The following is a 7,017-nucleotide window of genomic DNA, read 5'->3' on the forward strand; positions in this document are numbered from 1 at the left end:
TTAACCCCTAAGAAACCGTCCTTCTAGCACAAGCGCTCAAAGCCTACCCCTCGTAGCCTAGCGACTCTTGGCGCAAGGCCTCGTAGATAATAATACCTGCCGCCACAGACACATTGAGCGAACCGATTGCGCCAACCTGTGGGATACGTACTAAGCTATCCGATAGGCGAATCGTCTCGTCGCTCGCTCCATGTTCCTCACTACCCATCACAATAGCAATGGGTGGAGTCAGTGCCTCTTGAGTATAGAGTGTAGAAGCCTTTTCCGATGCCGTTACGACCTTGATACCGCTATCCTTGAGTAACCGAATAGCCGAGGGGATAGAGCTAACACGACATACGGGCAAACGATGTAGCGCTCCCGCAGAGGTCTTGACGGCATCTCCCGTGACGCTAACGCTCCCTCGCTCGGGTATGATGATCGCATCGACACCAGCACACTCGGCCGAACGTGCGATAGCCCCGAAGTTGCGCACATCAGTGACTCCATCTAGCAGGACAAAGAATGGTACACGTCCCTCCTCATAGATCATAGGGATAAGTGCCTCTAGAGAGGTGTACTCGATCTCGGCCAAGAAAGCCAGTACCCCCTGATGATTGCGCTGGGTAATACGATCGAGTTTCTCCACTGGGACAATCTGCACTGGGATAGTGCGTTCACGAGCAATGGAGGTAATGCGCTGGGTTTCCTCAGTCTTGAGGCCACGCTTGATGAAGATTTTGTCGATCTCTCGACCAGCCTCTAGAGCCTCGAGTAGAGGATGAAGACCAAAGATTAATTTATTCTGTTTCATTTATTCGTTCGCTCTTGTGCTTGCTTTAGCAGTGCTGCCGCAGCTGCACGGGTAATGTCGTTGAGGTTGTTGCCACTCTGCATACGTGCGATCTCGTCGATACGATCCGCTAGAGCAAGTAAGCGAATATGGCTGCGTGTGACGTCTGTCTGGTGATCCTTGTAGATAAAATAGTGCTGAGTACCCGAGGCTGCGATTTGAGGCAGATGCGTCACCGCCATGACCTGCATGCTGCGGCCCATACTCTGCAATATCGCTCCGATACGGTCGGCAATATCGCCAGAAACCCCCGTATCAATCTCATCAAAAATAATCGTCGGCAGACTACGCCTGTCGGCTATCAGAGCCTTGATGCAGAGCATCAGACGAGAGATCTCGCCACCAGAGGCAATATGTGCCACGGGTTCGGGCTTAATCTCCTTGTTGGCGGAGAATAGGAAGGTTACTTGATCTAGCCCCGTGGTCGTAAGCGTCGCGCCTCGCTCTACAAGTATGTTGAGGCGCACGTAGGGCATACCTAGCTCGTGAAGCCCAGCGATAAGTGCCTGCTCCACCTCCCTTGCGGCCTCTTCTCTTCTTTGATGTAGCAGTTCGGCCATCTCAAGTGCCAGATCGTGGCTCTTAGCTACCGAGGCCTCTAGCTCGGCGATACGCTCGTCCGAGGAGCTAATCGCCTCTAGTTCGGTAGCAATACGTTCTTTGATGTTGAGAAGCTCATTGGTCGAGCCGACACCATGCTTGAGCAGAAGCCCATTGAGCAAATCTAGACGCTCGGTAATAGCATTAAGACGTTGCGGATCGTACTCGATCCCTTCCATACTTGCATCTAACGTATGCATCAGGTCCCCCAGCTCGACCTTGGCACTGGTGAGTCGCTCGTGTAGCTCCTCTGCCTCGGGGTAGTACTTGCGGATAGACTGTACTGCATCTAGGGCTATAGCTATGGCCTGCATGGCGCCCCGCTCATCGTCCTCTAGAGCAGAGTATGCTCTAGAAAGCCCTGTCTTGATGTCAAGAGCATGGCTCAGGCGTTGCTCCTCCTCCTCCAGCCCTTGTAGCTCATTGGGCTGGAGCTCGGCTGCCTCTAGCTGATTGTACTGAAACTGCAGGTAGTCCTGCTCTTTGAGTAGTTCGTTGGCAGAGGCACGTGCCTCTGCGAGTGCCTTGCTATGGGTCTTGTAGCTCAAGTAATGCGTCTGATAAGCCTCGAGCTCGGCCTTATTTTGTCCATACAGATCAAGGACGGAGAGCTGAAACTGAGCATCGCCTAAGAGCAAGTTCTTGTGCTGCGAATGTATATCAATAAGATATTCGCTCAGGCGCTTGAGCAGTGCTAGTGAGGCTGGTGTATCATTGACGAAGGAGCGGCTCTTGCCCTTGGCCGAGATCTCTCGGCGAATGATGCACTCATTGGGATCGAAGTCGATGTCTTCGTCTGCCAAGATCTGCCCGACGGTTTCGTCCATGGCGTCGAAATGCGCCTCGATCATGCAGCGCTCGGCTCCAGGGCGGATAGAAGAGCTGTCGGCTCTCTGCCCCATGAGCAGACCAATGGCCCCGAGGATAATACTTTTGCCTGCACCTGTCTCGCCCGTAATGACGCTAAAGCCGGGATAGAAGTCTATTTCAAGGCTGTCAATGAGGACGAAGTTGCGAATAATGAGTTTCTGTAACATAGAGAGTATAGCGTAGGGACGCTTGGGTTAGTTCTTGAGCTTGTCCCAAGAGTCTGTACGTGTAGGGAATATGGTGGAGAGTAGCTCTCGTACCTGTCGGCGTTCCTCGGTTGGCGCTGGCTCGTAGATATTGACGAGTTCGTCCACCTTGGCTGTTTCCATTAAGGAGATCAGCGGGGAGCGAAACTGCTCACGCTGGAAAGCCTTGAGCGCCTCGAGTTGCTCCAGTAGCACGGCTCGCCCCGAGCTGATCTTGCTCTCCAGTATGTCTAGCCCTAAGCGGTGGTAGCGATACCACATGAGCCGAAAATCATTGGCGGCACCTGTGGTCAGCGCTGCCGCTAGAGAGCCTCGATTGTCGTCAGACTCAAAAGACTTCCAGCCACTCCAGTCGGGCTGAGTGCTCGCCGTAGTGACCAGCAGGCTTATGATGTCTTTGACGTAGTCGCCACCTAGAGGAGAGAAACTATCTAGATCCATTGCGATGATGTAGAGGGCATGGAAGACAAAAACAGCCACGAGGTTGTTGTTTAGGTTCTGCAGATTGTACTCAAGCGGCTGGCCTGCCGTGTACTCAAAACCTATCGCCTTGTCCCGATAGACATAGGTCGTAGTGGTATAGTTGGTGTTATAGACAGTGCGGCTAGCCGTGATGCTCAGCTCGGCTTGATAGCGATCGCTGTCTTTGGCCTCGGTGATTTTGAGTGCAAAGGAGCATGGGATACGCTCTGCGGGAGCATAGTTGAGTCCTGTGAAGCGCTGATTGTTCAGCAGATCCGTTAGCTGACGCTCTAGCGCCTCAAACTGGCTTCTCTCTACTGCCCCCAGAGCCTCGGTAGAGATACGCACCGTCGCCCTGAGCTCCTGAGCCAGCAGCTCCCGTGGAGCGAGCAGGCCTACCAGCATGACCAGCCAACCAAACCAATAACGACTACACCTCATCTCCCTAGATCCTTGTATTGATGAACTGAATGATATCTCGTGCTGCCTCCTCCTTGCTTACCAGCGTACCGACAAAGCACTCGCCCGACTGGGAGAAGATGCTGATCTTATTGGTCGCATGCCCAAAGCCAGCCCCTCTGTCGGCAAGTGAGTTGAGGACTACTGCGTCCATACCCTTGGCCTGCATCTTGCGCATGGCCTCCGCCTCCCCACTATTACTCTCGAGAGCGAAGCACACGAAAGTCTGCTCCTTGCGCTTAATCTGCCCCATAGTGGCTGCTATATCTGGATTGCGGACAAGTCTGAGAGTCATCTCATCGCTCTGCTCTCGCTTGAGTTTCTCGGTATGTTGCTCTGCTGGGCGATAGTCTGCCACAGCGGCTGCGAAGATGGCGATGTCTGCCTTGTCAATCCTACTCTGCGTAGCCTCTAGCATCTCCAGAGCAGAGGTCACATGTATCGTCTGCACCCCTCGGCCTGCTCTAAGGCTCGTGGGGCCAAGTATCAGATCTACCTCAGCGCCTAGGCGAGCATATTCGTCCGCTAGAGCGATGCCCATGCGCCCCGTGGAGTGATTGCCGATGAAACGAACGGGATCTACCGCCTCGTGGGTTGGCCCTGCCGTGATGAGCACACGCCTACCAGCCATCGGTGCTTCCCTAGCGAAGTAGTCCTCTAGAGCCTCTACAATCTGCTCGGGCTCCTGCATGCGTCCCTTACCCTCCAGATGACTGGCCAAAAAACCAGAGCCCGGCTCGATGATGATATTACCCCGGCTCTGTAGTAGTGCTAGATTGTCGTGCGTGGAGGCATGGGCATACATATCCAAGTCCATCGCTGGTGCGACGAAAACAGGAGCTTTCATCGACAAGTAAGTAGTCAGGAGCATATTATCCGCCACTCCATGTGCCATCTTGCCGATGGTCGAGGCCGTCGCTGGGGCAATAAGCATAGCATCTGCCCAGAGGCCTATGTCCACATGGCTATTCCACGTGCCATCTCGGCCAGAGAAGAACTCACTGATGACAGGCTTGGAAGTCAGGGCCGATAATGTGATGGGGGTAATAAACTCTTTGCCTGCTGGGGTAATGACGATCTGCACCTCTGCACCTCGTTTGATGAGCAGACGTGTGAGCACCGCTGCCTTGTAGGCTGCGATGCTCCCCGTGATGCCCAGCACAATATGTTTGCCTTGTAGCATTGTCATGATGCGAATACTGATATCTAAGTGGCGGTGTACGAGCATGCGCCCCTCGACTCCATACCTGGGACTTGCTCATCGTATACGAAGAGCTGGCAGGGCTGCACATGCACCGATCTATCCACGCCTACTCTGTCTAGAGTTGTAGAGCCAACTTGGCCCGTGTAAAGCAATTTTTGGTATCGAGCGTGAAGTCCGCTCCCATAACCCAAGCGTAGTAGCCGGGGGCTTTGGCGAGCACATCGGCCAGCAGACGCCCACGATACTTACCGAAGTTGATCACCTCCTTGCCGTGCTCGTTGTAGATAAGCATACCGGCAAAGTCCACATTGTTGTTATAGCGAGAGATCTCTGCCAGAGCCTCCATATCGTTGGTTAGCTCCTCTGGGTAGCGATCTAGCTGAGCCATGAGCACCTCGTAGGTGGCACGTGTATCCGCCTCGGCAGAGTGGGCCCCCACGAGTGTCTTGCCACAATAGAAGCGATAGGCGGCCTCTAGGTTGCGGCGCTCCATCTTGTGGTAGATAGTCTGCACATCAATGAGTTTGCGGCGAGAGAGATCTACCTGCACGCCTGCACGCAGTAGCTCCTCGACTAGCATCGGCACATCGAACCGAATGGAGTTGAAGCCGATGATATCGCACCCCTCGATCCACTGATAGAGGCTTTTGGCCACTTGATCGAAAGTAGGGCAGTCCTGCACGTCCTCGTCTGTGATGCCGTGCACGGCTGTACTCTCGGGGGGGATTGGTCTGCCGGGATTGATGCGACGCGTCTTGGTTTCCTCCAAGCCGTCTGGGTGTACCTTGAGGATAGAGATCTCGATGATGCGGTCGTGTACCAAGCTGACCCCAGTAGTCTCAAGGTCAAATACTACTGCGGGATTTTTGAGGTTGAGCTTCATGCTTGTCTTGGGCTACTCGCCAATCAGTTTAAGTGGGATAATGAGGCTGAGCGTCTCTTCGCCCTCTTCCTCCTGATTGGGAGTAATGATGCCTGCTCGGGTCTGGTCGGCTATGGCTATGGTAACCTGCTCGGTCTTGAGCCCCTGCAAGATGACTTGTAGCATATCGAAGTCGAAAGCAATACGCAGGCGAGTCTGGCCAGCATCGCTCTGGCAGAGAATAAACTCCTCGGCTGCTGCAGAGAGATCGAGGTCGTTGGCCGTGATGCGTATCTTATCGTCCTGTATCTCAAAGAGGATAAGGCGACTGGCCTTGTTGGAGAATAGCGATACACGCTTGGCTGCATAGAGCAAGGCGTCCTTGTCCACAACGATGTGGTAGGGGCTGGAGGGTGGTATCACCGAGTTGTAGTTGGGGTAGCGGCCATCGAGCAGTCTGGCCGTCAGGGTGTACTGCTCCATATTGAGCTGAATATGCTTGCCATCGTAGGCTATCTGTACATCGCCGCTCTCCTTGGGCAGTAGCGTACGCACCAGTAGCTGGCAGATCTTGGCAGGCAGGCAGAGGCTAGACACCTCGGCAGTCTTGACCTTGTAGTCGGTACGGCGTACCAAGATGCGTCCGTCCGAGGCAACATATACCAAGCGGTCCTCTAGGAAGTCGAGCAGTACCCCCGTCATGATAGGCCTACGCTCGTCGGCGCTTGCGGCCAGCATGGTAGCCTCTAGACCAGAGAGCAGGCTACTGGCAGGCAGAGTTGCCTGCTGCAAGTCACTCGTCAGCTCTAGGGCTGCGGGATAGGTGTCGGCAGATGAAGCGAGGAAGCTAAACTGGCCATTGCTATAATGTATTTTAGCTTGGTAGCTCTCCTCGTCTACATCTAGGACGATGGGCTGATCGGGGAGCTCGTTGATAGCCCCGATGAGCGTCTGATTGGGTACAGTGAAACAACCTGCCCCTCCCTCGTTCTGCACTGGCAGCTGTGAGGATATACGGCTATTGACATCGGCTGCGGTCAGGGTAAGCAGATTACCCTCTAGCTCGAAGAGGATATTGCCCAAGACGGGCACTGTGGTCATACTCTTGGGGTTAATCACCTTAGAGACGGTCTGTAGGTGTTGTTTGAGTTCGCCACTGGTTACTGAGAACTTCATATATAGCTCCTTTTCTTATTTATTGATGTATTGCTCACAAATATACGGATTATTCAGCAGAGTGCCGATTGGCTCTTAGCTCATGGCGGCATAGCCCCCTGATGCCATTTGCTAGAAAACAAGCAACTTCCGTCTAGGAGAGCCCCGATGAGCTAATCTCCCTGCTACAAGCCATGAGAAATGGGCCTTGGGCAAGGTAGTTAGTTATGCCTAGCAAACATGACCGACCTTGTGTGTTCGTTCTCTATTTTTGAGACTATTGCGCAATGAACCCCTTCGCTGCTTCAGTTCTCTAGAGTCATTTTTTGCTACTTGAGGCAGTGTTTTTCAACTTGGGTATCCTCCC

General features: G+C 53.6%; 6 protein-coding genes. All 6 read right to left on the minus strand.

Annotated features, from left to right (window positions below):
• Positions 1-43 precede the first annotated feature (43 nt).
• Positions 44-793 carry a 23S rRNA (guanosine(2251)-2'-O)-methyltransferase RlmB gene (gene rlmB, locus HQ41_RS01710; RefSeq protein WP_044187052.1) on the minus strand — a complete coding sequence of 250 codons (750 nt, stop codon included), beginning with the start codon at positions 791-793 and terminating at the stop codon, positions 44-46.
• The gene (gene recN, locus HQ41_RS01715) at positions 790-2,469 is read right to left on the minus strand and encodes a DNA repair protein RecN (RefSeq protein WP_044187055.1); all 1,680 of its coding nucleotides are present in this window, start codon (positions 2,467-2,469) and stop codon (positions 790-792) included. The genes rlmB and recN overlap by 4 nt, the downstream gene beginning before the upstream one ends.
• Positions 2,470-2,496: 27 nt before the next feature.
• Entirely contained in the window at positions 2,497-3,411 is a 915-nt protein-coding gene (locus HQ41_RS01720; RefSeq protein WP_044187058.1) for a DUF4835 family protein, read from the minus strand.
• Positions 3,412-3,415: 4 nt separating this feature from the next.
• On the minus strand, positions 3,416-4,612 hold the full coding sequence (coaBC, locus tag HQ41_RS01725; RefSeq protein WP_044187073.1) for a bifunctional phosphopantothenoylcysteine decarboxylase/phosphopantothenate--cysteine ligase CoaBC: 1,197 nt from the start codon (positions 4,610-4,612) through the stop codon (positions 3,416-3,418).
• 136 nt (positions 4,613-4,748) lie between these two features.
• Positions 4,749-5,516, minus strand: a complete 768-nt coding sequence (locus HQ41_RS01730) for a 3'-5' exonuclease (RefSeq protein ID WP_044187060.1) — start codon at positions 5,514-5,516, stop codon at positions 4,749-4,751.
• Positions 5,517-5,528: 12 nt separating this feature from the next.
• On the minus strand, positions 5,529-6,671 hold the full coding sequence (dnaN, locus tag HQ41_RS01735) for a DNA polymerase III subunit beta (RefSeq protein WP_044187062.1): 1,143 nt from the start codon (positions 6,669-6,671) through the stop codon (positions 5,529-5,531).
• Positions 6,672-7,017 lie beyond the last annotated feature (346 nt).

It is taken from the genome of Porphyromonas sp. COT-290 OH860 (genome assembly GCF_000768935.1).
GTDB lineage: Bacteria > Bacteroidota > Bacteroidia > Bacteroidales > Porphyromonadaceae > Porphyromonas.